Below are 26393 nucleotides of genomic sequence, written 5' to 3' on the forward strand. Positions count from 1 at the left end.
TTTTGTTGAGAAGCATGTCCCACTGAGCCCGTCGAAGTGCGGCATTCTTACCTACTACACTCATGTTTCGAGAGCCTCAACATGACAACCCTTTTTTTGCGCCCTCTCCTTCTGGCGGGGGATTGAAGTGAGGCTTATACCTGATTTTTAACCTTTCGCATAAGCAGATGCTGCGATGAAAGCTTGTGGACGTGTCTTTCTTTTTCTCTCAAAAAGAAAGACACCAAAGAAAAAGTCGCCGCTGGCACCGCGGCCTTTGAATGGCATTGCTGTATCAACTCGCAAGTTACCGTCCGCGCTGATGCGGCATAGTACGGTTATGACAAGGTAGTGCGTACAACTTCTATCAATTAATATTCTTCCTGTTCCGTCATGCCGAACTTGTTTCGGCATCACATAAACAACCTTTATGGAGTCGTAATAAGCCTAACCATTAAGTTAAAAGAGCAATTTTGTTTCTTGTATCTTGGTTCTTGAATCTTATCTCTATTGAAGCCTCTTCACAAAATTTAACACCTCGCTTGTTTTATTCTTTTTACTTTTGCAGGATGTATAAGTATCTCATCGTGTTAATATTATGCGTAGCTGCAAAGTTTAGCTTTGCACAAAATATAGAGGGAAGGGTTTATGAGGAAAAAACACATAATGGCCTGTCAAGTATTACGGTTACCAATACCCGCAGCGGGCAGCAAACTCAAACTTTAAAATACGGCGCTTTTGTAATAGGCGCACGTGTAAATGATATGCTGGTGTTTACAGGTGTAGGCTTTAAACCAGATACCCTGCTATTAACCGATCTGAGATTTAAGGAGGTTTACTTAACTCCTGTTTCTACCCAATTAGCCGAAGTAACAATTAAGGGGCAGGCGCAGGCTAACTCAAAGGCTACCATTATACCAAAGGATGTCGACTTCCATAACCAGACCATGCAGTACCAGATGAACCAAAACGGTAGCTACAAAGGTGGTGTAAACCTGCGGGTATGGAGTTCTAAAAAAGGCGAGCGTGACCGAAAAAAAGAAAAAGAAATGCTGGAAAATGATAAGGTGAGTAAAGAAATTGCACAAGCTTTCAGCGAAGAAAATCTGCAAAAATACATCCCCTTAAAGGGGCAGGAACTTAGTGGTTTTATTGTCCGCTATTCGCCAAACGTTGATACCTACACCAGTGCCGAATTTAACCTGGCCAATTACCTGAACAAGTGCTATAAAGAATTTATGCAGTTGCCCTTATCAGAAAGAATTAAAACGGATATTTTTAACCAGTAACCGTAAGGCGTGTAAGATATTGCCCGTATTCATCTTCAAGCAGCACTTCCATTTTAAAACCGCATTCTTCCACTATTTGCTGTAGCTCTTTTTCATCAATATAAAGCCATTTAAACCAATCGGTTTTTTGCTGCTGATATTCATACTGGTACCAGATCTCTCCATAATATTCGTGCGTTGGGATATGGTCTTCATACAGATACGCCACGTCTGACGAATCAAATAATATTTGTCCGCCATCGGTTAATAAGGTTTTCAAATGAATCAATAAATTTTTCAATCCTTCAACTGTACCGGCAAGGCCAATACCGTTCATCAGTAGCAATAAGGTATCAAACTTCCCCTGGTTAAAGCGATAAATATCTGCTTCTAAAACCTGCTTAACGCCACGGTCTTTCATCACATGTACTGATAATGGCGAAATATCAATAGCCAGCACATCAATTTCAGGTCTTTGCTGCAATAACAAGGCGTGGCTGCCTGCACCTGCACCAATGTCCAATACTTTACCGCGGCACTCGTTAAGGGCCAGCCATTCAATATCGGGCATGTCCTCGTCTTTCCTAAAGTAGGTGTCAATAGGCATTTCTTCTTTAGGCCCGTATTTATTATGTATCCAAAGCTTGTGTCTGGTTTGGTTGTGATAATAGCTGTAAAGTGCTTGTCCTAAAACGTCGGTCATAATTGATACAAAGGTATAGATAACATTATTGCTGCGGCTGCTATATTTGAATAACAATTGCAATGCCTGATACTCATTACCTAATATACATCTTTCTGTTTATTGCCGCACTGCTTAGTGTTATAACACGCAAGCTTACGTTAACCGGCGGTATTACCGGTTTTATTGTTGGCGCTTTAATATATCTTGGAGCCGGTTACAACGGCGTGTCTATGCTGGCTATCTTTTTCATTGCCGGAACGTTGGCTACCAGCTTCGGGCGCAGGCAAAAACAAACGATCAAACCTGAAAGCAGCCAGCGTACTGCGGGGCAGGTTTTTGCCAATGGTGGTGTAGCTGCAATTTTAGGATTAGGCGCATGGCTTTATCCGGAACAATCGTCAATAATGCAATTGATGATAGCTGGCAGCCTTGCCTCTGCCATTGCAGATACCTTGTCTTCAGAACTCGGCACCATTTATGGCCAGACGTTTTATAATATACTCACCTTAAAGCCAGACCAGCGCGGACTTGATGGAGTTATCAGCTTTGAAGGCACACATATTGGCATCTGGGGTTCTGCACTTATTGGCGTTGTTTATTGCTGCAAAAATGGCGTTGATTTCAGGTTTGCTTACATCGTAGTTGCCGGTACTATAGGTAACTTAACAGATTCTGTTTTAGGTGCTAAACTCGAACGAAAGCACCTTATCGGCAACAATACCGTAAACTTTTTAAACACGCTTACGGGTGCAATTGTATGTTTATTGCTTGCCCAGCTATTTGCATGACAGAAACAACCGTAAATAACGCCCTACGTAAGATCATCCATATAGATATGGATGCCTTTTATGCATCGGTTGAGCAGCGCGACCACCCGGAATATCGTGACAAAGCGCTGGTGGTTGGCGGTTTACCCGAAGGGCGTGGTGGTGTGGTAGCTACGGCAAGTTACGAGGCTCGTAAATTCGGAATACGGTCTGCCATGCCAGCCAAGCAAGCACAAAAGCTTTGTCCGCAGGCTATTTTTATCAGGCCGAGGTTTGCGGTTTACAAAGAGGTTTCGCAAAGCATCCGGGCTATATTTGCACGTTATACTGACCTCATCGAACCATTATCTTTAGATGAGGCTTACCTCGATGTAACAGAAGACAAGTTAGGCATAGGCTCGGCCATTGACATTGCAAAGGAGATCAAACAAGCCATTAAAGACGAGCTGAACCTAACAGCCTCGGCAGGGGTTTCCATCAATAAGTTTGTTGCCAAGATTGCATCTGATATTAATAAACCCAACGGGCTAACGTTTATCGGCCCATCGTCTATCAACAAGTTTATGGAGCAGCTACCTGTAGAAAAGTTTCATGGCGTGGGTAAGGTAACTGCCCAGAAAATGAAAAGCCTGGGGCTGCACACTGGGGCCGATCTTAAACAGCTTAGCGAAGAAGATATGCAAAGGCATTTTGGCAAGCCCGGTAAATTTTATTACCAGATTGTCCGTGGAATTGACAATCGGCCTGTGCAACCCCACCGCGAAACAAAATCAATGGGTGCCGAAGATACTTTTGCCTACGACCTCACCGAGACAGATGAAATGCACGCCGAATTAGACAAACTGGCTAAAAAGGTTGTTGAACGCCTGCAGCGTTATAATTTAAAAGGCCGTACGGTAACCTTAAAGGTAAAGTACAGCGATTTTAAACAGATTACACGTAACCAGTCGTTCCTTACACCTACCGGCGATTTTGAAAACATTGTTAATGCGGCAAAGCAATTATTGGCTGCTACAGAGCCCCGCAAACCTGTAAGATTATTGGGCATTTCACTTTCAAATTTTAGCGAGCTTAATACATTGACTTCCAAACAATCCCCCGATCAGTTAAGTCTGTTTTAACATCAACTAAATTTTTCGTTAAAAATTGTTAAATCGCTTTTATTTATCGAGGAAATGAGTATTTTGTGGCTCAATCAAACCTCCGTATGAGATTCACAATTTTACTCTTCCTATTCGTATGCTCATGTACGCTTCTTTCATACTCACAAACTAAATATTCTGTTAAAGGCATGGTTGCCGACTCAAGCTCCAAACTAAAACTTGAGAACGCGACAATCTGTGTGCTGAATGCTAAAGATTCTATTTTACAAAGCTTTACAAGAGCCAATGCCGATGGCAGCTTTGCCATTAATAATCTGAACAAAGGAAAATTTATCGTACTGATCAGTTACCCTGATTATGCCGATTACTCGGAGCATTTTACGCTTGATTCGGTTAAAACCAGCTTTAACATGAACCGCGTTAACATGGTGCTTAAATCAAAGCTACTTGCTGAAGTTATTGTAAAGGCTGAAAAAGCCTCAATGAAAATTAAAGGCGATACCACCGAATACAATGCTAGCAGTTTTAAAGTACAGCCCAATGCTAAAGTAGAAGACTTATTAAAGCAGCTCCCGGGTATACAGGTTGATAAAGACGGTAAGATAACGGCACAAGGGCAAACCGTAAATAAGGTACTGGTTGACGGGGAAGAATTTTTTGGTGATGACCCTACCCTGGTGACCAAAAACATACGTGCCGATATGGTGGATAAAGTGCAGCTTTATGATAAGAAAAGCGACCAGGCTGCTTTTACGGGTATAGATGACGGCAAAAAAGATAAAACCATAAACATTAAACTTAAAGACGATAAAAAGAGCGGCTACTTTGGCAAGCTTGATGGCGGCTTGGGTACTGATAAATATTACCAGACGCAAGCCATGTTTAACCTGTTCCAGGGCAAGCAGAAGCTTTCATTATATGGCACATTGGCCAATACCGGTAAAACCGGCTTAGGCTGGCAGGACAGCCAGAAATATGGCAGTTCGAGCGCCAATATGGAGCTGATGGATGGCGGAGGCGTCTCTATTTATTTTGATGGTAATGGTGATGACCTGGACTCGTTCGACGGCCGTTACAATGGCGAAGGTATCCCTACAGCACGTACCGGTGGCTTACACTACGATACCAAGTGGAATAATGATAAATCATCTTTAAATACAAATTATAAAATAGGTTCACTGGATATTAACGGAACCAAAAATATCCTTTCGCAAAACAACCTGCCAACCGGAACATTTAATAATACCAATAATCAAAGCTTTGATAAAAGTATGTTCAGGCAAAAGCTGGACGCTACCTATCAATTAAAGATAGACACTTCATCAAACTTAAAGGTGGTGGCAGATGCAACTGTGAAAAACAGCAAAACAGTAGACCGCTATGATGCCACGAGTGTAAGAGGCAACGAGGTATTATTAAATAACAGCACGCGTTCTATAGATAACAACACAGATACCAAGATCTTGCATGCTAATGTTTTCTGGAATAAAAAATTCAAGAAAAAAGGCCGTACCATTTCTGTTACAGCCGATGAGGCATACAATCAAAATGATTCGCACGGCTTCCTTAACTCAAAGATCAATTATTACGGTAGTACCGGTGCGCTTGACAGTACACAGGTAATAGATCAAAACAAGATCAATAATGTAAAAAGTTCGGTGCTTAGCACTAACGCTGTTTATACCGAGCCTTTCACTCCTAAACTTTCACTTGCCATCAATTATGGCTTCTCATTAAACAACGCCACCTCAGATCGCCGGTCATATAATCCATCGGGTGGAGCATATACTTTGCTTGACAGCGCGCTAAGCAACAACTATAAGTTTAACCAGTATTTTAACCAGGGCGGGCTTATCCTGAATTATAGCGGCAAGAAACATATCTGGAACTTTGGTGTAAAAGCTGCGGCTGTTAATTACCATCAGGATAATTTATACAACGGCAGCGTATTCAGGCGCGATTTTGTAAACTGGAACCCACAGGCCCGATACACCTATAAATTCTCGTCGCAGTCATCTATCAATTTAAACTACAGTGGAATGACTAACCAACCAACCATTAACCAGTTACAACCGGTTTTGGTTAATACCGATCCGCTTAATATTACAGTTGGTAATCCATTACTTAAACCTTCATTCAATAACAATTTTAGTTTAAACTATAATTCTTATAAAGTACTAACTGAACAATACATAGGCTTTTACGGCAATTATGCGCTAATTAACAACCCGATAGTAAATAATACTACTGTTGACTCTGCAGGCCGAAGCGTTTACCAGTCAGTCAATTTTAACAAGCCTTCCAGCAATTTCAACGTCTACTTATACACCGGGAGGAAGTTTAAATCTTTAGGCGGGATAAACATTGGCATTAATGGTGGTGCTAACGGAAACACTTCGTATAACCTTATCAACGGCGTTACCAACTATACAAAATCGGCCAACTACAACGCGTCATTACAGATCTCGAAATACAAAGAAAAGAAGTATGATTTCTGGATAAATACCGGGCCAACATATACGGTCAGCTCATCATCTTTACAAAGCACCAATAACAACGGCGCGGGTTTTAACACTAATGGCAGCTTTAATATTTACCTGCCGCTTAAATTCCAGATTGGTACAGACGGCGATTACCAGTACCGCGCCAAAACAGAATCTTTCAATCAGGACTTTTCACGTTTTACCTGGAACGCACGTATCTCAAAATCATTTACCAAGCAGGATCAATTAAAGATAACACTTGCCGGATATGACCTGCTTAATCAAAACAGAGGTTTTGACAGAACGGCATTTGGAAATACCCTTACACAAACAACTTATACCAACATCAGAAGATACTTTATGCTGTCAGTAAGCTGGGATTTCAGCAAAATGGGACTTGGCGGCAAAAACGAGAAAAAATAACACAGCTATGAAATATCTAAGCATCACTATAGCGTTCATCATCGCATTTACACAAGGCATATTTGCCCAGGGGAAAAGGTTTACACCAAGCGGAACTATTGAGTTTGAAAAAACCGTGAACATGTATGCCCTTATCCAAAAAATGATTGACAAAGACAATGAATCGTTTTATGCCCCCTTGTTTGATCAATACAAAAAGCAGAAGCCTCAATTTAAAAAACTAAAAAGCACACTCACATTCGGCAAAGGGCAAACTTTATTTACCCCAACTGAAGATGAAGATAACGACAATACGTTTGGCAGCCCTATGGTTTCACAGAATAATACTACTTATACCGACCTGACCACAGGAATGAGTGTTACGCAAAAGAAAGTGTACGAGAACTTATTTTTAGTGAAAGATACCGTACGCCGCATTAAATGGAAGATCACCGACGAACGCCGCGATATAGCAGGATATCCATGCCGACGGGCAAATGCTTTGGTGATGGATTCTATATATGTAGTTGCATTTTATACTGATGAAATACCTACATCCGGTGGGCCGGAATCATTCACCGGATTACCAGGTATGATATTAGGCCTTGCCATGCCGCATGAAAACATTACCTGGTTTGCTACTAAAGTCACCGATCAGCCTATACCGGCCAATAACATAAAGCCACCTGTAAAGGGCAAGCCAATGGACAATAAAAAACTAAAGGAAACAATTTTAGGAGCTATGGCCGATTGGGGCAATTACGGTAAATCAGCATTAAAAGCGCTCATGCTCTGATGCGGCGCTGTATACCTTTAAAATATTTCGCCTACATCAATAAATAAACCACGCGAGTGATTTCGGCCAAAGCCATAGTCAATGGCAATATTGGTGTTAGATGTTTTATTAAGCTTAATACGCAGTCCCGGGCCAATAGCCGGCTGAATAGCTTGCAAACGTGTGCCCTGTTGTGCCGACAGGCTTTCGGCATTGGCAAATACCACACCGCCTAATAGCCCGTTGCTGGTTATCCTGAAACGGTATTCGCTTTCTAAATAAACCATTTGCGCCCCCCTAAAACGGCCCTGTATGTAACCGCGGCCTGTAGCTGTATTGGGATCCCATGACGTGCTTGGCAAGTTAAGATAGGGCGCAGTGCCATGTAATATAAACCAATCATATGTCCAGAAGGCAAGCACGTTATTTGATGATTGAGGAAAACGAAAATACTTACGAAAATCAAGTATCAGCGATTGCCACGCACTGCTGCTGCCCAACCACTCGGGGTTGTTACGGTATTGTACTAACCCGAACCAGCCTTTAACCGGGTTGATCGGGTTATCACGTGAATCATGAAGCATATCGAGTGTAAACCCAGATGCCAGCGAATGGCTGCTGGTACCATAACGCTCATAATCTGATGGGGCACCGTTAACAGGCCCTTGGTGGGTGATGTTCCAGTAAGCATCCATAGCGTAACCGATACCACCATACCAATTGTAAGCCACACGATGGTAAACCGTTTCATAAAAACGCCCGAAAGAAAAATCCATCGGGTCGCGGTCATTTGCACTGGCACCACTCCCAAGGCCATAAGTATCTTGCGGATATTTATAGAAACGATAGTCGCCTACAAAATTTAAAGCATTGTTCTTGGTCCAGATACTGCTTTGTATAGGAATAATAAACTGTTTGTTTTGTGTGTAAGATGCACTGGCAACAACGGTGGATATTTTTGATTGCGGGCCTGTACGAAATACCATATTACCCGACAGTACCACGGCCAGTTTAGACACCAGCGTATAACCGATGGCCGGTACAACCGAAATTTCGGGTTTTGTAGTTACAGAATCTGGCTGGGGATTTAGCGAAGGCTCGCGATGAAATATGCTTCTGATCACATCAGAGATATCCTTTTGCCGGGTAGCGTCTTTAGAAACTGTGTCAGTAACAAGCTTTGCAGAATCTGCCTTTGATTTGGGCTTTAAACGCGGGATAGGCACATTTTTATTAGCCTGAGCAAAAACATGGCTGCATGTTAAAACAAGTGCTATTAATAAACATCCGGCTTTTATCAGCAAATACTTGATATTGAAAATCTTATTCAAGAGTTAATCTAATCAGCCTGCAAAAGTAATCAGCTTTAATGATATTTTAATGAATATAATCTCAAGTCTTTAAACGCGAACAGGCCTGCTTAGTTAAGGCAGGCCTGTTTGTGTGCTCTGTATTTATTAATACAGAATTATTATTTCATTGAGTCCTGAATTTTTTTGATCGCATCAAGGTGAGTTTGAACGATAGGAGCAGTTTTAGCTGCGAAAGCTTTTAATTCAGCATCTTTACCGTCTTTAGCCTCTTTTTGCATCAGGTCAAGTGTTTTTTGGTGACCGTCAACCATTGCATCAACATAATCTTTGTCGAAATCTTTGCCAGTCTCTTTGCTTAATTTATCCATTTTAGCCTGATGATCAGCATCAACTGTTGAAGGTAAAGTGATGTTTTTTGCTTTAGCAATTGACATTAATTCTTCGTTTGCTTTACCGTGGTCAGATACCATCATGTCTGCAAATTGTTTAACCTGAGCATTGGCTGTTTTTGTAATTGCCAGTTTACCTAAAGCAACTTCGGCCATGCCACCATTTGCTGCATCAGTCGCAAATTTTGCATCGTCATTATCAACAGCAATACCACCAGTTGAAGCAACGCTTGATGTGGTGTCTTTTGTTTTGTTTAAACTGTCTGCTGTTTCTTTAGCGTCCTTTTGGCCACTGTTACAAGCTTGAAACGCAAGTGAGGCAGCGGCAATCATAAATACATAACTTACTTTTTTCATGGTAATGTTTTAATTGATTTGTTTTTTCTAAACACTATATTTTAAAATAAGTTTTTTAACTTAAAAAATACTTCAACTATTCTATACTTAAATCAAGCTTTGCAAGCCGAATGGCGGCTTCATCTCCGGTATACTTTCCATGTTCGTCTGATAGTTTCACAACAGGTATCCAGTTGCCTTGCTCGGGCATGGCCTCTGTCATTTTAATTACAATATTCATGGCTTTAGGACCAACATCATTGGTCAGGCTGGTGCCAATGCCAAAAGATATACTTATCCTGTTCTCGCAATGGGCAGCAATGCGGGCTACCTTTTCATAATCAAGCGCGTCAGAAAAAATGATGGTTTTGCTAAGCGGGTCTATACCCATTGACTGGTAATGCGCAATTACACGGTCGGCAAATATGAGCGGGTCGCCGCTATCATGCCTTACCCCATCAAACAACTTTGAATACATTTTATCAAACTGGGAGAAAAACACTTCTGTTGTATAAGTATCAGATAAAGCAATACCCAAATCCCCGCGATAAACCTGTACCCAGTTTTCCAGGCCAAGTGAGTTAGCCATTTTAAAACCATACCGCGCTGCATGAAACATAAACCACTCGTGCGCATGTGTTCCTATAGGTTTGGTTTGATTCAGCATAGCCATATGCACATTGCTTGATCCAACAAAGGCACCTTCTCCGTATGCTTTTAACGATTGCATAACCAATCTGTGCACATCATAGCTATACCGGCGCCTGGTGCCAAACTCGGCCACCTTAACACCCAGCTTTGCATATGCTTCAATTTTTTGTTTGGTACGCAACAGCACCTCCTCATCAGATATGCGCGAAGCATTGGTAAGCTGATAATACAGTTCACATATGAGTGACATTACAGGCACTTCCCATAAAATTGCCCTGTGCCAGTTACCTTCAATGCCTACATGCAGTTCTCCGCCCTTCTGGTCAATACTTACCTCTTGCGGATCATAGCGGTAACCTTCCAGAAAATCAAGATATACCGGATCTAAATATGGGCAGTTATTTTCTAAAAATCTCCTTTCAGATTTTGTAAGTTTTAATTCAGCCATGCGGTCAACTGCATTTCTAAGCGCCGCAGCAAAGCCGTCAGGAAATTGATGTTTTCCCCGGTTAATAAAGTGATACCGTGCACGTGCTACCGGAAACAGCCTTGTTACAGCCTGCTGCATAGTAAACTTATAGAAATCGTTATCGAGAAATGAAAGTAGTGCGGAATTCTGAGGCATCTGTAATAGCTAAACCATTATAAACATAAATGGCCGCGCAATGTTCACTTTGTGTAATTTAATTATAATTAAAATATATTAAAATAAAATTATCATATATAGTGATTAAGATATTTAAATAAGTAATAATAATTTATTTATTTTACTTTTATGTAAACACCTTTACACATACGTTGTTAATCGATTGATGAACAACGGAACCACACCTCGATTAAAAATTTTCACCTGGCATATCCATGGTAGTTACCTTTTCTATTTATCACAAGGCAACTACGATATTTATATACCAACCAAATCTGAAAAAACCGAAGGTTATTATGGCCGGGGAGAAACATTTCCGTTTGGCGAAAATGTAATTGAGGTACCCGCCGAAGAGGTTAAGAACAAAAGCTTTGATGTTATTCTTTATCAAACTAATCAAAACTATTTAAAAGACCAATACGAAGTCCTTACAGAAGAGCAGCGAAGCTTGCCAAAGGTTTATATTGAGCATGACCCTCCGCGCCAGCATCCTACAGATACTAAACATATTTTAAATACGCAGGATGTAACTCTTGTACATGTTACCCACTTTAACCGCTTAATGTGGGACAGCAACGAAACGCCTACACGTGTAATTGAGCACGGCGTAACTATTCCTCAGGTTAACTACTCAGGTCATATTAATAAAGGTATAGTTGTGATTAATAATCTGCCTTTGCGTGGGCGTTTATTAGGGCTGGATGTATTTATGGAAGTACGTAAGCAAATTCCGGTTGACCTTGTAGGTATGGGCACAGGTGATTTAGGTTTGGGCGAGGTGCTTCATCCGCAGTTACCGGCTTTTCAAAGCCAGTACCGCTTTTTCTTTAACCCGATAAGATATACCAGCCTTGGTTTAGCAATATGCGAAGCTATGATGATGGGGATACCTGTTGTAGGCCTTGCCACAACAGAGTTATCTACCGTTATAGACAACGGCTACTCTGGCTTTATACATACCGATGTTAATTACCTGATCGATAAAATGCAATTGCTGATGGAAGATGCTGAACTGGCTCGTGAAATTGGTAACAATGGCCGTGAGATAGCATTAAAACGTTTTAACATCAATCGATTTACAGACGACTGGGAGCAATTATTTGCCGAGGTAACTGCCCGTAATAAAACGGTGCTCCATTCAATTTAATTTATATGAAGAACCGAAGTAAAAATATTGCGCTGATAAGTGAACACGCCTCTCCCCTGGCAGATTTAGGCGGCGTTGATACTGGTGGCCAAAATGTGTATGTAGCACAGCTGGCATTACATTTAGCCACACAAGGCTACCTTGTAGATGTTTACACCCGCCGCGATAGCGGCACTATTGATGAAGTGGTTAACTGGCAGCCGGGCGTACGGGTTATCAATGTGAAGGCAGGGCCCGAAGCCGTGATTATCAAAGAAGACATGCTACAGCACATGCAGGAGTTTAAGGATAACATGGTTGCATTTATCATCAACAATCATTTGCATTACAGCCTTATTCATGCTAACTTTTTCATGTCGGCATTGGTAGCTTCGGGCATCAAAAAAGAACTGGATATTCCTTTTGCAGTTACCTTTCATGCTTTGGGGCATGTAAGGCGAGTACATCAGGCAGAGCAAGATAAATTTCCGATTGAAAGGTTAATTATAGAAGCAGAGGCAGTTAAACATGCCGATCACATCGTAGCAGAATGCCCTCAGGATCGTGACGACCTGATCAACCATTACCATGCAGATCCGAAAAAGATCACCATTGTACCATGCGGATTTAGTGAGAAAGAGTTTCACCCGATAGATAAGTCAGAAGCACGCCGGATGCTGGGCCTACCTGCCAATGAGCATATCATATTGCAATTAGGCCGCATGGTGCCGCGCAAGGGAATTGATAATGTGATAAGGGCGTTGGGCCACCTAAAAAGGGCATCTGAAAAGCCGATTAAACTGGTTGTGGTTGGTGGTAACCACCATGATCTGCAAAAATCTGATTGCCCCGAATATAAAAGGTTATTAAATATCGCAGATGAACATGCGGTGACCGATCATGTAATCTTCGCCGGTAAAAAGACCCGCGACCAACTGAAATATTATTACGCCGCGGCTGATATTTTTATTACCACACCATGGTATGAACCATTCGGTATTACACCATTGGAGGCTATGGCTTGCGGAACGCCGGTTATTGGATCAAATGTTGGCGGTATTAAATACAGCGTAGCCGATGGCCATACCGGGGCACTTGTAACACCTGAGCAGCCTAAAGAATTAGCAGAAAAAATTGATAGCCTCATCAGCGATAAAGCTTTGCTTAAACAAATGGGCCTGAATGCCATAAAACGTGTTAACACGCATTTTACCTGGAAGAAAGTGGCCATGCAAATGGATAAGCTATTTGTAAACATGCTTAGTACTTCAAAATCAAGATTGATTAAGCAACTGGAAGGCAGAAAAGAGCAGGCTGCATAATATGGCTAAGGCAATTTTTATTGACAAGGATGGAACATTGATTCCGGACATACCTTATAATGTTAATCCGGCATTGATTACTATTTCAACGCATGCCATAGAAGGTTTAAAGGCTTTGCAAGACAATGGCTACTTGCTTATCGTTATCTCTAACCAGTCTGGCGTAGCAAGAGGGATGTTTAAAGAAGAGCAATTAGCAGATGTAGAACTTGCAATAAAATCCCTTTTAGCTGTAAACGGAATTAAACTTCATGGCTTTTATTATTGCCCCCACCATCCGGACGGAACCGTAGAGGGCTATGACATGGAATGTGCATGCCGTAAACCACAGCCTGGCCTGCTATTGCAGGCAGCAAAAGATCATGATGTAGATCTATCACAATCTTGGATGATAGGTGATATCTTAAATGACGTGGAAGCCGGTAACCGTGCCGGATGCCAAACTATATTAATTGATAACGGCGGTGAAACAGAATGGGTAAAAGGCGAATATCGAACGCCAACCTTAGTATATAAAACAATTAATGATGCTGCTTTAGGCATACTTCAACAGCACCTGGTATAAAAGATGAGCAACTGGTCTGATTGCAAGCGAATACTTGTTATCCGCCCCGATAATATGGGCGATCTTATTATGAGCGGGCCAGCCATTAAAGCGCTTAAGCAATCTTTTAATGCGCATATTACCGTCTTAACATCATCAATGGCCAAAGGCATTATTAAACACATGCCCATGATTGACGATGCAATCATATTTGATCTTCCCTGGGTAAAAACTAATCAGCAAGCGCCTAAAGAACAGATTTACGAAGTAGTAGAAAGGCTTAAAAAAGGCAGCTTTGATGCAGCGGTGATCTTTACCGTTTTCAGCCAAAATCCCTTACCTACGGCCATGCTGGCTTATATGGCCGGAATACCTAAAATATTGGCCTATTGCCGTGAAAACCCTTACGGATTACTTACAGATTGGATTCCGGATAAAGAACCATACAATATTATCAAACATCAGGTACAGCGCGACCTTGATCTGGTAGCTTCGGTGGGTGCATACATTAATGATGATAAACTTGATCTGCTAATAAAGGATTGCGGCCAAAGCATGCAGGAAAAGCTAATGATAACAGGTATAAATTTAGATCAACCCTGGTTATTGCTGCATGCAGGCGTTAGTGAACCCAAGCGGGAATATCCATTTAATAATTGGGTAATAGCAGCGAAAAAAATTATTACACAATTAGGCTACCAGGTATTGCTTACAGGTGCAGCATCTGAAAAAGTATTGACTGATAAATTACAGCAGCGTATTGGCGAACCTAGCTTTTCAGTTGCCGGTTTATTTGATCTGAGCGAATTTATTTACCTGGTTAAACAAGCCCCCTGTCTTGTTTCTGTAAATACCGGCACTATACATATTGCTGCAGCGGTGAATACTCCTGTTGTGGTGCTTTACGCAGAAACCAATCCGCAGCATACACCATGGAAAGTGGTAAATAAGGTATTGCCTTTTAGTGTACCGGAAGAAATGCGCAGTAAAAATGAGGTAATTGCGTATTTGAATAAAACGATTTATGCCCACCCTGCAGGTATGCCTGCTCCGGCACAAATAGTATGTGCAATAACAGAAATTATGAATGCGCCATACTCACCATCTCAACCGTTTCACGGAACACTGAATGAAAATCAGGCGTTTCCAGCCAGTTGATTGTACGGTGCATGCGTTTATCCATTGGCCCCCAGCGTTGCGGTTCACCATCCATACTGATCACCACGCTTGGCGTTTTAAACGCAGCTGCAATATGAGATACACCGGTACAGTTAGATATCAGCATAGCTGCATTTTTGATTAATACGCCCATTGCGCCCATTGTGGTCTTACCGCAGGCATTAATGGGTTCGTAACGCATATGGCTAATTACAGCATCCACAATTTCGGCTTCATCTTTAGTTCCGGTAATTACAGCTTTATAACCCTGCTCAATACAATAGTCGGCCAGGGTAGCAAAGTAATTTACCGGCCATTGTCTCCAGGCACCACGTGAACCCGGGTGAACGCAAACATAATTACCCGGATCAATTTCCAAGCCTGCATTATCAAGATCATTCATATCCTGATCTGTCAACGGAAACTCCAGTTCAGTGCCTTGTGCAGGTATGCCCAGGTGTTCCATTAATAAAATATGCCGTTCAATTTCAGAGCCGTAATCCGGATATAGCATAAACAAACCATTATCCGGCTTATAATGCCCCTCTGTAGAAAAACCAGCTACATGCCTGGCTCCAAACAGTTCCATCATCGGGTTAACTAATGTACCGTTACCCTGCATCTGTATTACAAGGTCAAATTGCTCATTTTGTATCGATGGCAAAAACTCGGCAAATTGGGTGGCATCAAATGCTTGTTCGGGTAGCCCAGGGAAACCGGGAAAATGGATGAAATTATCAAAATAGACATCGAACCGTTCTGTAAAGGATTTTGCCCAGGGCAAACCTATCAGCGTGATAGATGCATTGGGGTAAGCATGTTTTAATGCTCTTATTGCTGGTATGGTGCAAAGCATATCGCCTAATTGCAATACACGGAATATGCCTATCTTTTTAATTTCGTTAGCTGGTAGTTTCATTTATTCCTGATCGTTTAAACCGCGTCCGGTTTTGTGCTGCAGCTCGTCAATGCGTTTAGACGCTTCGGCTTTGCTCAACTTTTCATCAAATGTTTCTCCTGCCTCAGCAGAAAGTGTTTTAAGGTACGATTCCTGTGCGCCGGTCATAGGTTCATCTCCCGTTGTCCAATCATCAGGGTCTTTTATAGTGTTTGATCCTTTTATCGGCTGATCTTCATTCAACTCTTCTTTGCTGTTCTTCTCGGTTGCCATAATGCTAATATTTATAGTATTAAACCCTACCGGTTTGCCTTTGTTTTAAACAAACCATGTCTTATATTTTAGCGCGCCATACCATTGCCAAAACACCGATACAAAAGGTATTACAAATGATGTAGCAACCATTTCGGTAATATGATCCAGTGCTAAGCTGGTTGTGGCAAGGCGTTTACAGATAAAGTAAACCGTAAAAGTTAACCAGGTAATTGACCCGGTTATGGTTAACAATTGCTTGTGAATGATAATGCCCGCCAGCATGATTAAAAAAGAAACAATGATGGCATAATACAATACAGGCGATACCGGCCTGATCTTCTTTCTGAAAAGCTTTGGATATTTTTTGTAAAGCAGCGCGTCAAACATAGTTTTCTTTTGCTCCTTCACACTTACACCCCATTTTGACTTGCGCACCGGGTGTATTACCTCAGCACTGTTTAAACGCCTGATAGGAATTTCGTTTTGTAACAGTTTAAAGTGCAGGTCGCTGTCTTCGCGCCAAGCCATGCTGAATTGCTCGTCAAAACCACCTGCCTTTTGCAACACGGTTTTGGTACAGGCACAATTAGCTGTAATAAAATCTGCTGTTTCTAAACCTGCTGTATTCTTTTCATAGTCAGTGGGCGGATAGCTTACAGGTACGATCACCTTTCCGGTAATAGCAATATTGCCGTTACCTTCTATTGCCCTTACAATTTCTATCAGCCAGTTGCTTTCGGGCAGGCAGTCATCGTCTGTAAAGGCAATAATTTCTGCCGTTGCATTTTGCCAGCCATAATTACGTGCTGCGGCAGGCCCCTTTTTATGCGGAAGCGGCAGGTACCTCACCGGCGCCTGCGCTTGCATGTTATTAATTAAATCAGCAGTAGCGCTGTCCGGGCCATCGCTTACCACAATAATCTCAAAGTCGGTCATTGTTTGCTCCAGCAAAGCGGCCAGGCAATTTTTTAAAAGCTGCGGACGGCGGTACGTTGGTATTACAACAGATACTTTTATAATCATTTTTCAATCACGAACGAACCAATGATCAATGCGTCAAAAGGTGATGTCCAAAAGCATTCGATAGCATCCCGAGGTGTACAAACAATCGGTTTACCCAGCGTATTAAATGATGTATTTACCAGTACAGGTACACCGGTTTTGCGGTGGAAAGCTTTCAGCAGATCATAATACTTTTCATTTTGCTGCCTGTTGATGGTTTGGATACGAGCAGTACCATCAGTGTGGCGCACCGCCGGAATCTGGTCTGCTTTGTCTTCCTGAACATCGTACACAAATAACATAAACGGTGAATACTCGGCATTTTTAAACCAGTTGCCTGCTTCTTCTTCAAGCACGACAGGTGCTACCGGGCGAAAATCTTCACGGTCTTTCACTTCGTTTAAACGCGCTTGCATTTCAGGGCTAATCGGCGAAGCCAAAATTGAGCGGCCGCCCAAAGCACGCGGACCAAATTCCATACGGCCCTGGTACCAGCCAATGATCTTATTTTGCGCAAGGATGTCGGCAGTTTCTTCGGCAACATTTTCCAGCTTACGGTATGGCACTTTACACCATTTCATAAACTTCTCAATTTCAGCATCGCTATACTCAGGTCCCCAATAGGCATGGTTCATCACAAATTCGCGCTCGTTTGATTTACGCTGCTGCGCATCAACCCACAGCGCTGCACCTAAAGCGGTACCGTCATCACCAGATGCAGGCTGCACCCAGATATTTTGGAAAGGCCCTTTATCACGTATGCGGGCATTAGCCACACAGTTTAATGCTACACCACCCGCCATGCACAGGTTTTCAGATTTGGTCTCTTTGTGCAACCAATCCGTCAGTTCAAGCATAGTTTCCTCCAGCACCAATTGCATAGAATGCGCTATGTTAAAGTGGTGACTGGTAAATTCTTCGTGGCGCAGGCGCTGCGCACCAAAACGTTCAATTAAACGCTGATCGGTTATAGTATACTGCCCGTTAGCGGCGACTTGTATCATCTCACGAAAATCCTTTACAAAGTCAGGCTTTCCGTATGATGCCAGCGCCATCACCTTATACTCATCAGACGAGTGCAGGAAACCTAAATAAGTTGTTACCTGCTCATAAAGTAAGCCTAACGAATGTGGCATATTTACCTGGCCAATGCGATCAAGCTGCTGCCCATTACCAATGCTGTAAGTAGTGGTTGCCACCTCGCCCCTGCCATCAACCGTCATTACTGCCGCATTTTTGTAGGGCGAACAGTTAAATGCACTTGCTGCGTGTGAGATATGGTGTTCTACATAATGCCATTGTTCGGGACGAATGTTGGCACCAATAAAATTCTTTTGTAAATGGTGCGGATAGCCGTCATTCAGTTGGTCGCGGGCATTAAGAATAGATGACAAAAACAGCGGATCCCAAACGTTTAGCCAATCTTGGTTAACCTGCTGGCCAATTGGCTCAAAAGGAATTTCAATAGTTGATTTACCACGGTATTTTTCGCCAATGAGCAAATAGGGATCAAAAGAGTACGCCACATGGTCCACATCATTAATATGGATACCTGCCACGCGCAGGCAATAATCAATCGCATGAAAAGGCAGCTCCCATGTTGAAAAGGGAACAGGGCGTTTGCCATGTTTAAAGTGCGTGAAACGCTCTTCTTCAGCTGCCGCAAGCAACTGGCCATCTTTAATTATACACGCCGCCGAGTCGTGAAATACAGCATTAATGCCTAATACATACATTGTGATAAAGTATTACCGTAAATATTTTTTTGATTTTTTGTAATACTACTACAATGGAACAGGTGGCTTGTTTAATTAAAGTTGAAAAAATTAATTAGAATTATTAATTATTATAATATTGTTAAATTAAGTGACTCTAATTAATACTATTATGAAAATATCTAAATACAAAAAGAAAAAGGCCTGCTTTTAGGCAGACCTTTTATAAAACTTAGGCTCGGCATATTTTAGCCTGATAATTTTCTTCCTGACAACTGAAGAAGGATAATAGATGCGATTAGTAACCTCGCGCCCTAACCTGTTGCGCAGGTTGTTACGCAGCCCCACACGCATATGAATCACTACCCGGTTATTATGTATCTCGCCCTGCTCTTCCACATTTTTTAGCAGCCTTAATGACACCAGCGCCAGTATTCCGCCAATCACAAAGAAATAATTCCAGCCTTGCAGATTCAGAATTTCATGTCCTGAAAGATGCAACACGGTTTGATGGGTAGCAAAGAAGTCGGCAGCTAAACCACCAATCATTGGTGCTATGGTCGAAAAGAAAGCCACGAACATATTTTTTGTAGAAATATAGGCAATGGCCTCGCTGTTGGGCGCCAGTTTAATACCAATATTTGAAAGTGCAAGATTGATACCCGCCGTAGCAATACCGCTTAGCATGTGAATAACAATCAGCAAAGCCATACTTGCCCTGATACCATGCGGCATTGCCGTAAATGCAAATGCAATAATAGCTGCAATGTACACCGGGGCACAAATAGCTATAATGTTTTTATTACTGAACCGATCTGAATATTTGCCCCATATCTTTATAGAAACAATACTGCTTAACTGGCTGATAATACCCAAACCGATAATATATGATACGGGTAAACCGATAGTTTTCATCATATATACACCAAAGAACGGTGTAGCCAGATTGAGCGCAAAAGCCCAAAAAGAATTAAAGACCAGTAAGTTTCTAAAGTTCTTGTTTTTGAGCGGCTTGCCAAAAAGCGTGAATAATTTATCTTCGATTACCCGTGGCTTAGGTTCTGGTGTGCGTAACAATAGGAACACGCTGATCATACCTAATATTCCGCCAATTAAAAACAGCACATTATAAGTAACGATTTCCTGAGCGGGATAATGCTTCTTTACATAATCGATACCGATGGCAGTAGCTAAACTTAAAGTAACATTAAGCGTTTGTGCCATTCGGCTGCGGCTTGAGAAAAATGAGCCCAGTCTTTCACCAGGAATAAGGTCCTTCATCCAGGCATTCCAGCTGGCTCCGGCAATGTCACCAAAAATATGCTGGAAGAACAGCATCACAATAAGCACCTGTATGCTGGTACCTGCGGTAAATAAAAATGGAAGCACACCGATAAACAACAGCGGGATACGCGCCATAAAATTACAGATCACGCTGATGATTTTGCGATTGTTAAATTTACGTACCAGCCAAATAGATAATAACTGGAAGATGGTGGTAAACGTAGGCAGGGCAGCTAACACGCCTAACTGGAAATTAGTAGCCCCCATGTGGATGGCCATTGCCGTTAAAAAGGTACCGCTGGTAAATACCACCATTGCTTCGGCCGAAAGGCCGTCTGCATTAACCAGCTTTAAGCCCGACTGCAACTCGCGATCGGTTACTGTGTCCTGAGGTCTGAAATTCATTTACAACGCGCCACAAGGACGCCCGTTTGGGGTTTAATCAATAATTTAATTAGGGCTGCAAAAATACAATTGCACATTACAACTTGCAAAATCATTGCCAGCAGATTGCTTTAATTTAATTATTGATTAATTTATCGCTTTAACAGCCATTTACAAGCAAACAGCTATTTGACGTGCGATAAGCACCTTAGTTTATTGGGTATAATGGTACTATCGCTTCCCCATAATGAGGAGTGTGGAGTGGTTTTAAAATATGTCGCTGTTATAAAAAAGGTTCTCTACTCTCACATAAAAAAGGCCGCATTACAGCAGCCTGATAATTTGTAATTGTAATTACGAGCTCCACTCATAATTTAATTAAAAACGATTTAGCCAAATTTTGCCATTCTTGATTCTTATTCTATTTTTTATTAATGGATAAATATCTATAAGTGTATCAAGTTTATTGTAATGAATAGTAATAGTTTCACCTTTGACGGTGTATGGAATATTGTAGTTTTTTTGTATCAGCTGCAATATTGCTTTATTTATAGCCAAGTCGGTTTTTAAAGAGTCTATTTGATTATTGAGTTTACCAATCTGAATATTTAAAGTGCTTGACTTATTTAACAGAGATTTAGGATTATCTTCAAGAATTATTTTATCTGTCGTGTCCTTGTAAAACAGACCAAATTTATCTTTAATTACTTTTAATTTAAAGTTTGCAAGTTCTAATTGCTTTTTTAATGTTATATTCTCTTTTAGTGTATTATTAGTAATTTTCAACAGCTCCTCAACTGATATATGTTTATCTCCAAATATAAAACCGGTGATCGCTTGATTAGGTTTTGACATCAAACTTTTAACATTGGAGTTGCAGGCATTAATCATCTTATCTTTTAATGTAATGATGCTATCTTTATTTTTAAGTATTTGATCATTCAATTTTATTAAATTCTCAAGTCGAGTAATATTAGCTTGTTTCTCTTCTACTTGTTTCTTCCGGTCTAAAGCCACAAATCCCAATAAAATAACAAAAGCTAACAAGCAAAAGAAACCGATTAATAATCCTTTCGATATATATTTCATTTGCTGCCTTTTTGGTTAAGCAGATTTATTGTTTCTAAAAAAAGTTGAGATTCTTTAGAGTTCTTGTCAAATTTCCTATACTGCAATAGCATTGATGCTTCTATATCAATTTTCAATTGACTTTTTTCGTTTTCACAGTTTTTCTGTTCCGTTTTTTCGATCAACTCATACTTTTTTTGCAGATCGGCATTTTGATCTTTATAGAATTCGATTTGATTTTTCATTATAAATAAACCAAATGAACTACCAGCAATTAAACATCCACCTAATTTTGAATAAAATAAAAACTTGTGAGACTTAAGAATATTACCTAAATAATTAGACATAAAGTGTTAATCGAAAAACTAAAAATATAGAATAATTACTTATTTACCTATTTCAGAAAATCAATATTTTAATGGTATAAAAGCGAATGTTCTTTCAGGCGTTTAAAAAACATTGTCAATAAAGTTGACAACTAATCTTAGTAGTGAAAGATAACGGATTCGAACCGATGACCTCTTTCCCAAATGCTTTCAGGACATGCAAGCGCCTTTAGTGAGTAAATAATGTAGCAGTAATAAAGCATAAAAAAGGCTGCCTTGCAGCAGCCTGATATTGTAAGTGGAGGATAACGGATTCGAACCGATGACCTCTTGCATGCCATGCAAGCGCTCTAGCCAGCTGAGCTAAACCCCCGTGTGGGTTGCAAATATATTTATATTGGCAACAATTAAAAACTAATTGTTAAAAATTAAGCGGGTAAATCAATAAATACGAAAAGGCTTAAAAACAGTAAAGCCTCCTGATGGGCAGGAGGCCTTTACTAACCAATTATAAACCTAAATTATGAGAAGACTTTTTAAATCGTTTCCGATGGTGTAAAATTAACACTAAGTTTCGTAACTCCAAAATATTTTTTAAAAAATATTTTATTTTTTTCTGTTAACCGTTACAATTATCAAAACGTTGATGCAAATATATTAGTATAACATCAATAAATGTTTATTTAACAACTAAAAATAATGTTAAATGTTTGTAAATTTTAAAATTCATTTAAATCCATCGTTAACATTATTGCTACCTATGCATCAAATTTGCTGCCGTGAATAAACCGCATTTAACAAATCCTGTATTATGGCTCATGACAATTACCACCGGGTTGGTTGTCGCCAATATCTATTATAACCAGCCCCTGCTTACCGACATTGCGTTAAACTTTAAAGTAAGCAACAGCAAAGCAGGTCAGGTTTCCATGTTTACGCAGATTGGTTATGCGGCCGGTTTACTGTTTATAGTGCCACTTGCTGATATGCTGAAGCGCAAGCGGTTAATGATCATTGATTTTGCGCTGATCATAATTTCATTACTTGGCGTAGCACTCTCTAAAAGCATACATTTACTTTATTTCGCCAGTTTCCTGGTTGGGCTAACATCAGTAATCCCACAGTTGCTTATCCCTATGGTTGCGCATCTGGCCAACCCGCATGAGCGTGGTAAGAAGATCGGATTTGTAATGAGCGGATTACTCATTGGTATCTTGCTGTCGCGTACCATCAGCGGATTTGTGGGCGCACATTTTGGCTGGCGGAGTATATTTTATGCAGCAGCTGCGGTAATGTTTATTTTGTGGGGATTGGTTTATTGGCTACTGCCCGAAATTGAGCCTACCTATAAAGGCAAATACAGCCATTTGATGAAATCATTAGTGCATTTATTCATGAGCGAGCCTAAGTTAAGGTTGGCTTCATTCAGGGGTGCATTATTATTTGCAGGCTTTAGCGCGTTTTGGTCAACCCTGGCATTTTTACTTAAACTGCCACAGTTTAACGAAGGCAGCGACGTGGCCGGTGCGTTCGGATTAGTAGGCGCATTCGGCGCCCTGGCTGTAGGCTTCATGGGCAGGCTTACCGATAAAATGGATGCGTTTAAACTGTCTACCTTTACCATATTATTGGTAATTATCTCCTTTATTATCTTCTATTTCTCCAGCCATAGTATTGCAGGCCTTATTATAGGTGTGATCATCATGGACATGGGTGTGCAGTCTACGCACATCTCTAACCAGGCAATTATATTTTCGTTAAACGCCGAAGCCCGCAACCGTATTAATACAATTTACATGGTGTCCTATTTTATCGGCGGCTCGGCGGGTACTTTTTTAGCCAGCCAGATCTGGGGGTTATATCAATGGAGCGGCGTGTGCGCTATCGGAACAATACTGTCTGTTATCGTACTCTGTGTACATTTAGTTAATCGTAAAAAGATGCAGCAAAACACTACAGCAAGCGTTGCTTAATAAGGATTCAAAAAAAATTAGTCTTTTTACAAAAAAATCTTCTGTCAATAAATCACTCGCAGACAAGCTTCTATCCTATTTTATATACCCGATCCAAATTTTGTCTACCGGTATTTTGCCCTGATTTTCATTTTTTGGCATTGTATTGGGACAACTCTTATCAAATAACACTGATATGTTAGCAATAGATAAAGAAAATCAGGGCGAAGAAAAAACTTGGGAAAACCCGGTTAACCCTGAAAAGCCTGCTGACCACCGCGACGACGAACAAGTTGAGCGTCAATATCAGGAGGCTAAAAGAAGACATGATAATCTGACAGAGACAGATCACATTGATAAAGAAAAAAAGAGTTAACAAATTAATTTGACTAAAAGATTTACAGTTATGAAAAATTCAACTAAAACCTCAAAAGTAAGCAAGTTAGTAGCTCGTTTCGATAACGAATTAAAAGCTTTGTTAATGGAAGATCTAAGAGCTGTGAAAACAGCTAAGAATCAAATTTTAGAAAAAATAGCAAATACTGCTGCCGGCAACCGTTTATCAGCAGCATAATATACCGCATCTTCTATCTACCTATACAAAACGTATAACATCAATCTATGAAAACGTAAAGCCCGGGCATTTGTCCGGGCTTTATTTTTTTCCTGACCCGGCGTAGTTTACTATAAGCTGCGCAGTTTTAGCAGACGCGCCCGCCTCGCCCATTTTCACATCAAGCTCGGTGTAATCGGCTAACATTTTATCACGGCCGGGGCCTTCAAGTAATCTGCCCAATTCAACGATCATTATATCCGGATTACATTCCTGCTGTATCAGTTCCCTAACTACCAGGCGGTCCATAATCAGGTTAACCAGGGAAATAAACCTAATTTTGATCAGCATACGTGCTATACCTATAGTAACACTATTACCCTTATATACAACAACCTGCGGTACATGAAACAATGCGGTTTCTAAAGTTGCCGTTCCGGATGCTACAATAGCTGCATGAGCTACATTCAGCAAATCATAAGTAGCATTAAAAATGACCGGTATGTCGCCGACGTTAAATTGATTATAATATTCTTTACTAAACGATGGCGCACCCGCTATTACAAATTGATAATCAGTTAAGTGTTTAGCCACCTGTAACATATCAGGAAGCAAGCGGCTTATTTCCTGTTTACGGCTACCGGGCAAAAGGGCAATTATCTTTTGGGTTGTTAAATGGTGCTGTTGTAGAAAATCAGGATTGGGTTTAAAGGCAGATACCGCATCTAACAATGGGTTACCCACATAATCAACATCCATTCCCCAGCCTTTATAAAAATCAACCTCAAAAGGTAAAATGCAAAACAGGTGATCAACAATTCGCTTTATTTTCAGCACCCGCTTTTGATTCCATGCCCATACCTTTGGTGATATATAGTAGCAAACCAGCAAGCCCTGTTCTTTAGCAAACTCGGCTATTTTAAGGTTAAAGCCCGGAAAATCAATTAGTATCAAAACATCAGGCTGCCAGGTAGAGATATCTTTTTTGCAGGCTGCGAGATTTTTAAAGATGGTACGCAGGTTAGCTACAACTTCTACAAAGCCCATAAAAGCCATATCGGCATAATGCTTCACCAATTCACCGCCTTCAGCCTGCATCAGGTCGCCACCGAAATACCGGAACTGAGCCTGTTCATCAAGGCCTTTAAGGGCTTTCATTAAGTTGGCGCCGTGCAAATCGCCGGACGCTTCGCCAGCTACCAGGTAATACTTCATATTATTTGATTAAGATACCGGCTTCTTTGTAAGCAGCCAGATCAAATGAACTTGGGTCTTTTTCGGTAATCAGCAGGTCTATACTGTTAGCCGCTGCAATATAAAACGGGTTAAGTACACCAAGCTTATCAGCAGTAGACAGTGCAACAATATACCTTGACGTTTCGATCATGGCTTTTTTTACTTCACAATCTTCATAGTCCAAGCCAGTGATTCCGGCTTTCAGGTCAATGTTGCAAATACCTAACAGGCAAATATCGGCACGTATCTTCCTGATGGCTTCAATGGCTTCATAACCGTAAGTTGATGCTGTACGCTGACTGACCCTGCCCCCGATAAAGATCACTTTAATATTTTGAAAATCTTGCAGCACAGAAGCTACCGGTATACTGTTGGTAACTACCGTAAGCGGGATATCTTTGGGCAAGCTTTGCGCAGCAATCACTGTTGTAGTACCCGAATCAATTAAGATTACCTGATCGGGCTTGATAATATCCAGCAGCTTATTTGCAATAACCTGCTTTTCTTTGATTTCAATATGCTGACGCTGCTTAAAAGTAGGCGGTAAAGGCGATTGATGTATTGCTCCCCCTCTAACTGCTTTCAGCATACCACGGTCAGAAAGTTCCTTAATATCGCGCCTAACAGTGTCAGTAGATACTTTTAGCAAAGTACTCAGTTCATCAAGCACTACCCTGTTATTTTTTTCTACCTGTTCAAGAATGATATTCTGGCGTTCTGCTTTAAGCATATTCAAAAGTAAACAAAAATTTAATTGCAAAATAACGCAAACT

At 40.9% G+C, this 26393-nt stretch carries 25 protein-coding genes and 1 tRNA gene; 12 read left to right on the forward strand and 14 right to left on the reverse strand.

Features of this window, described 5'->3' with window-relative positions:
* Positions 1-548 precede the first annotated feature (548 nt).
* Complete coding sequence (locus PQ461_RS16810; RefSeq protein WP_274206696.1) at positions 549-1268, forward strand: hypothetical protein; 720 nt, start codon at positions 549-551, stop codon at positions 1266-1268.
* Here PQ461_RS16810 and PQ461_RS16815 read toward each other — a convergent pair.
* Positions 1258-1950, reverse strand: a complete 693-nt coding sequence (locus PQ461_RS16815) for a class I SAM-dependent methyltransferase (protein ID WP_274206697.1) — start codon at positions 1948-1950, stop codon at positions 1258-1260. The two genes, PQ461_RS16810 and PQ461_RS16815, sit on opposite strands and share 11 nt — an antisense overlap.
* 62 nt (positions 1951-2012) lie before the next feature.
* Here PQ461_RS16815 and PQ461_RS16820 point away from each other — a divergent pair, with 62 nt between their 5' ends.
* From PQ461_RS16820 to PQ461_RS16835, 4 genes are all read left to right on the forward strand, one after another.
* On the forward strand, positions 2013-2720 hold the full coding sequence (locus tag PQ461_RS16820) for a DUF92 domain-containing protein (protein ID WP_274206698.1): 708 nt from the start codon (positions 2013-2015) through the stop codon (positions 2718-2720).
* Entirely contained in the window at positions 2717-3820 is a 1104-nt protein-coding gene (gene dinB, locus PQ461_RS16825; protein WP_274206699.1) for a DNA polymerase IV, read from the forward strand. Before PQ461_RS16820 ends, dinB begins: the two co-directional genes overlap by 4 nt.
* An 86-nt stretch (positions 3821-3906) precedes the next feature.
* A complete protein-coding gene (locus tag PQ461_RS16830; RefSeq protein WP_274206700.1) occupies positions 3907-6708 on the forward strand; it encodes an outer membrane beta-barrel family protein in 2802 nt (933 codons plus the stop codon).
* Between the two features lie 7 nt (positions 6709-6715).
* Positions 6716-7483 (forward strand): GLPGLI family protein, encoded by a 768-nt coding sequence (locus PQ461_RS16835; RefSeq protein WP_274206701.1) that lies wholly within the window; start codon positions 6716-6718, stop codon positions 7481-7483.
* A gap of 17 nt (positions 7484-7500) precedes the next feature.
* Here the strand turns inward: PQ461_RS16835 and PQ461_RS16840 are convergent, their stop codons facing one another.
* The 3 genes from PQ461_RS16840 to pncB all read right to left on the reverse strand — a co-directional run bounded on the left by PQ461_RS16840 (position 7501) and on the right by pncB (position 10776).
* Positions 7501-8793 (reverse strand): BamA/TamA family outer membrane protein, encoded by a 1293-nt coding sequence (locus tag PQ461_RS16840; protein WP_274206702.1) that lies wholly within the window; start codon positions 8791-8793, stop codon positions 7501-7503.
* 140 nt (positions 8794-8933) lie between these two features.
* A complete protein-coding gene (locus PQ461_RS16845) occupies positions 8934-9521 on the reverse strand; it encodes a DUF4142 domain-containing protein (RefSeq protein ID WP_274206703.1) in 588 nt (195 codons plus the stop codon).
* A gap of 76 nt (positions 9522-9597) precedes the next feature.
* Positions 9598-10776: a nicotinate phosphoribosyltransferase gene (pncB, locus tag PQ461_RS16850; RefSeq protein ID WP_274206704.1), complete on the reverse strand. Its 1179-nt coding sequence runs from the start codon at positions 10774-10776 to the stop codon at positions 9598-9600.
* A gap of 187 nt (positions 10777-10963) precedes the next feature.
* Between pncB and PQ461_RS16855 the strand changes: the two genes are divergently transcribed.
* Genes PQ461_RS16855 through PQ461_RS16870 form a run of 4 tightly spaced genes read left to right on the forward strand, consistent with a single transcriptional unit; the run spans position 10964 to position 14947 of the window.
* Positions 10964-11944, forward strand: coding sequence for a glycosyltransferase (locus PQ461_RS16855; protein WP_274206705.1), 981 nt, complete (start codon positions 10964-10966; stop codon positions 11942-11944).
* Between the two features lie 5 nt (positions 11945-11949).
* Positions 11950-13245: a glycosyltransferase family 4 protein gene (locus tag PQ461_RS16860; RefSeq protein WP_274206706.1), complete on the forward strand. Its 1296-nt coding sequence runs from the start codon at positions 11950-11952 to the stop codon at positions 13243-13245.
* Between the two features lies 1 nt (position 13246).
* The gene (locus PQ461_RS16865) at positions 13247-13810 is read left to right on the forward strand and encodes a D-glycero-alpha-D-manno-heptose-1,7-bisphosphate 7-phosphatase (RefSeq protein ID WP_274206707.1); all 564 of its coding nucleotides are present in this window, start codon (positions 13247-13249) and stop codon (positions 13808-13810) included.
* Positions 13811-13813: 3 nt separating this feature from the next.
* Positions 13814-14947 (forward strand): glycosyltransferase family 9 protein, encoded by a 1134-nt coding sequence (locus PQ461_RS16870; RefSeq protein WP_274206708.1) that lies wholly within the window; start codon positions 13814-13816, stop codon positions 14945-14947.
* On the opposite strand, the gene PQ461_RS16875 is transcribed toward PQ461_RS16870, so the two are convergent.
* The 8 genes from PQ461_RS16875 to PQ461_RS16910 form a co-directional block, all read right to left on the reverse strand.
* Positions 14871-15866 carry a glycosyltransferase family 9 protein gene (locus PQ461_RS16875; protein ID WP_274206709.1) on the reverse strand — a complete coding sequence of 332 codons (996 nt, stop codon included), beginning with the start codon at positions 15864-15866 and terminating at the stop codon, positions 14871-14873. The genes PQ461_RS16870 and PQ461_RS16875 overlap by 77 nt on opposite strands.
* Positions 15867-16118 carry a DUF3072 domain-containing protein gene (locus PQ461_RS16880; RefSeq protein WP_274206710.1) on the reverse strand — a complete coding sequence of 84 codons (252 nt, stop codon included), beginning with the start codon at positions 16116-16118 and terminating at the stop codon, positions 15867-15869.
* Positions 16119-16163: 45 nt separating this feature from the next.
* Complete coding sequence (locus tag PQ461_RS16885; RefSeq protein ID WP_274206711.1) at positions 16164-17123, reverse strand: glycosyltransferase family 2 protein; 960 nt, start codon at positions 17121-17123, stop codon at positions 16164-16166.
* Complete coding sequence (locus PQ461_RS16890) at positions 17120-18838, reverse strand: carbamoyltransferase family protein (protein ID WP_274206712.1); 1719 nt, start codon at positions 18836-18838, stop codon at positions 17120-17122. The genes PQ461_RS16885 and PQ461_RS16890 overlap by 4 nt, the downstream gene beginning before the upstream one ends.
* Before the next feature lie 189 nt (positions 18839-19027).
* A complete protein-coding gene (locus PQ461_RS16895) occupies positions 19028-20506 on the reverse strand; it encodes an MFS transporter (RefSeq protein WP_274206713.1) in 1479 nt (492 codons plus the stop codon).
* Positions 20507-20863: 357 nt separating this feature from the next.
* Complete coding sequence (locus tag PQ461_RS16900) at positions 20864-21574, reverse strand: hypothetical protein (protein WP_274206714.1); 711 nt, start codon at positions 21572-21574, stop codon at positions 20864-20866.
* Positions 21571-21900 carry a hypothetical protein gene (locus PQ461_RS16905; protein WP_274206715.1) on the reverse strand — a complete coding sequence of 110 codons (330 nt, stop codon included), beginning with the start codon at positions 21898-21900 and terminating at the stop codon, positions 21571-21573. The genes PQ461_RS16900 and PQ461_RS16905 overlap by 4 nt, the downstream gene beginning before the upstream one ends.
* A gap of 278 nt (positions 21901-22178) precedes the next feature.
* Positions 22179-22252, reverse strand: a tRNA-Ala gene (locus PQ461_RS16910).
* Positions 22253-22697: 445 nt separating this feature from the next.
* Between PQ461_RS16910 and PQ461_RS16915 the strand changes: the two genes are divergently transcribed.
* From PQ461_RS16915 to PQ461_RS16925, 3 genes are all read left to right on the forward strand, one after another.
* Positions 22698-23852: an MFS transporter gene (locus tag PQ461_RS16915; protein WP_274206716.1), complete on the forward strand. Its 1155-nt coding sequence runs from the start codon at positions 22698-22700 to the stop codon at positions 23850-23852.
* A 175-nt stretch (positions 23853-24027) separates the two neighbouring features.
* On the forward strand, positions 24028-24207 hold the full coding sequence (locus tag PQ461_RS16920) for a hypothetical protein (protein WP_274206717.1): 180 nt from the start codon (positions 24028-24030) through the stop codon (positions 24205-24207).
* A gap of 30 nt (positions 24208-24237) precedes the next feature.
* Complete coding sequence (locus PQ461_RS16925) at positions 24238-24405, forward strand: hypothetical protein (RefSeq protein WP_274206718.1); 168 nt, start codon at positions 24238-24240, stop codon at positions 24403-24405.
* 81 nt (positions 24406-24486) lie between these two features.
* Here PQ461_RS16925 and lpxB read toward each other — a convergent pair whose 3' ends face one another.
* The gene (lpxB, locus tag PQ461_RS16930) at positions 24487-25599 is read right to left on the reverse strand and encodes a lipid-A-disaccharide synthase (RefSeq protein ID WP_274206719.1); all 1113 of its coding nucleotides are present in this window, start codon (positions 25597-25599) and stop codon (positions 24487-24489) included.
* A gap of 1 nt (position 25600) precedes the next feature.
* On the reverse strand, positions 25601-26350 hold the full coding sequence (locus PQ461_RS16935; protein ID WP_274206720.1) for a DeoR/GlpR family DNA-binding transcription regulator: 750 nt from the start codon (positions 26348-26350) through the stop codon (positions 25601-25603).
* Positions 26351-26393 lie beyond the last annotated feature (43 nt).

Origin of the sequence: Mucilaginibacter sp. KACC 22063, from assembly GCF_028736115.1 — a bacterium.
Lineage (GTDB): Bacteria > Bacteroidota > Bacteroidia > Sphingobacteriales > Sphingobacteriaceae > Mucilaginibacter.

What these genes read in the sequence shown, in the direction of transcription:
- dinB (WP_274206699.1), top strand. Translation starts at nt 2,717, where the DNA reads ATGACAGAAACAACCGTAAATAACGCCCTACGTAAGATCATCCATATA.
- PQ461_RS16870 (WP_274206708.1), top strand. Translation starts at nt 13,814, where the DNA reads ATGAGCAACTGGTCTGATTGCAAGCGAATACTTGTTATCCGCCCCGAT.
- pncB (WP_274206704.1), bottom strand. Translation starts at nt 10,776, where the DNA reads ATGCCTCAGAATTCCGCACTACTTTCATTTCTCGATAACGATTTCTAT.
- PQ461_RS16900 (WP_274206714.1), bottom strand. Translation starts at nt 21,574, where the DNA reads ATGAAATATATATCGAAAGGATTATTAATCGGTTTCTTTTGCTTGTTA.
- PQ461_RS16890 (WP_274206712.1), bottom strand. Translation starts at nt 18,838, where the DNA reads ATGTATGTATTAGGCATTAATGCTGTATTTCACGACTCGGCGGCGTGT.
- PQ461_RS16920 (WP_274206717.1), top strand. Translation starts at nt 24,028, where the DNA reads ATGTTAGCAATAGATAAAGAAAATCAGGGCGAAGAAAAAACTTGGGAA.
- PQ461_RS16835 (WP_274206701.1), top strand. Translation starts at nt 6,716, where the DNA reads ATGAAATATCTAAGCATCACTATAGCGTTCATCATCGCATTTACACAA.
- PQ461_RS16895 (WP_274206713.1), bottom strand. Translation starts at nt 20,506, where the DNA reads ATGAATTTCAGACCTCAGGACACAGTAACCGATCGCGAGTTGCAGTCG.
- PQ461_RS16810 (WP_274206696.1), top strand. Translation starts at nt 549, where the DNA reads ATGTATAAGTATCTCATCGTGTTAATATTATGCGTAGCTGCAAAGTTT.
- PQ461_RS16860 (WP_274206706.1), top strand. Translation starts at nt 11,950, where the DNA reads ATGAAGAACCGAAGTAAAAATATTGCGCTGATAAGTGAACACGCCTCT.
- PQ461_RS16915 (WP_274206716.1), top strand. Translation starts at nt 22,698, where the DNA reads ATGACAATTACCACCGGGTTGGTTGTCGCCAATATCTATTATAACCAG.
- PQ461_RS16925 (WP_274206718.1), top strand. Translation starts at nt 24,238, where the DNA reads ATGAAAAATTCAACTAAAACCTCAAAAGTAAGCAAGTTAGTAGCTCGT.
- PQ461_RS16855 (WP_274206705.1), top strand. Translation starts at nt 10,964, where the DNA reads ATGAACAACGGAACCACACCTCGATTAAAAATTTTCACCTGGCATATC.
- PQ461_RS16865 (WP_274206707.1), top strand. Translation starts at nt 13,247, where the DNA reads ATGGCTAAGGCAATTTTTATTGACAAGGATGGAACATTGATTCCGGAC.
- PQ461_RS16875 (WP_274206709.1), bottom strand. Translation starts at nt 15,866, where the DNA reads ATGAAACTACCAGCTAACGAAATTAAAAAGATAGGCATATTCCGTGTA.
- PQ461_RS16845 (WP_274206703.1), bottom strand. Translation starts at nt 9,521, where the DNA reads ATGAAAAAAGTAAGTTATGTATTTATGATTGCCGCTGCCTCACTTGCG.
- PQ461_RS16830 (WP_274206700.1), top strand. Translation starts at nt 3,907, where the DNA reads ATGAGATTCACAATTTTACTCTTCCTATTCGTATGCTCATGTACGCTT.
- PQ461_RS16905 (WP_274206715.1), bottom strand. Translation starts at nt 21,900, where the DNA reads ATGTCTAATTATTTAGGTAATATTCTTAAGTCTCACAAGTTTTTATTT.
- lpxB (WP_274206719.1), bottom strand. Translation starts at nt 25,599, where the DNA reads ATGAAGTATTACCTGGTAGCTGGCGAAGCGTCCGGCGATTTGCACGGC.
- PQ461_RS16935 (WP_274206720.1), bottom strand. Translation starts at nt 26,350, where the DNA reads ATGCTTAAAGCAGAACGCCAGAATATCATTCTTGAACAGGTAGAAAAA.
- PQ461_RS16885 (WP_274206711.1), bottom strand. Translation starts at nt 17,123, where the DNA reads ATGATTATAAAAGTATCTGTTGTAATACCAACGTACCGCCGTCCGCAG.
- PQ461_RS16820 (WP_274206698.1), top strand. Translation starts at nt 2,013, where the DNA reads ATGCCTGATACTCATTACCTAATATACATCTTTCTGTTTATTGCCGCA.
- PQ461_RS16815 (WP_274206697.1), bottom strand. Translation starts at nt 1,950, where the DNA reads ATGACCGACGTTTTAGGACAAGCACTTTACAGCTATTATCACAACCAA.
- PQ461_RS16880 (WP_274206710.1), bottom strand. Translation starts at nt 16,118, where the DNA reads ATGGCAACCGAGAAGAACAGCAAAGAAGAGTTGAATGAAGATCAGCCG.